1 protein-coding gene is annotated in these 464 nt (G+C 42.0%); it reads right to left on the reverse strand.

Translation table 11 applies throughout. The features are described from left to right. The coding region (locus QWI17_RS06065; RefSeq protein ID WP_302721625.1) for a hypothetical protein at positions 1 to 436 on the reverse strand (436 nt) is incomplete at its 3' end. Between the last annotated feature and the right edge of the window lie 28 nt (positions 437 to 464).

Consider the following 464-nt stretch of genomic DNA (forward strand, 5'->3'; position numbering starts at 1 on the left):
CCTCATCGTCCAATACTATCTTACTGAAGCATCTAGGGCCATCTGGCATGTAACTAAGCAATGGCTCGCTAATGGACTCCTTCAAGTTAAAAGCTGGCGATTTATCAATCACATTTAACACTTTGTAGCCAGTATAGGCAACCTCACCTATCAGTAGATCCGCATCCACGAACTGAACACCAGAAATTCCTTCTGCCTTCATTAATTCGTAGAGCCTAGGCGAAATCAAATTCGGGCCGTCACTGTAAAAAAAATCATAGCTCAAGAGTTTTGAGAAGCTGACCCTTTTTGATGCCTCGAAGCAGACCTTTATATCCTTGCTTACAGCCACACCCTCTTTAAATACCCCAGATTCCTCACCCGACAACATCTTTATCTTCAGCCAGTAACTCTCGGGGTAATCTTCTGAAATAGAAAGTATAAAGTTTTTAGCCACAAGTTGCCCCTCTTACAGAGTTTTTATT

This window comes from Gilvimarinus gilvus (assembly GCF_030518155.1).
Classification (GTDB): domain Bacteria; phylum Pseudomonadota; class Gammaproteobacteria; order Pseudomonadales; family Cellvibrionaceae; genus Gilvimarinus; species Gilvimarinus gilvus.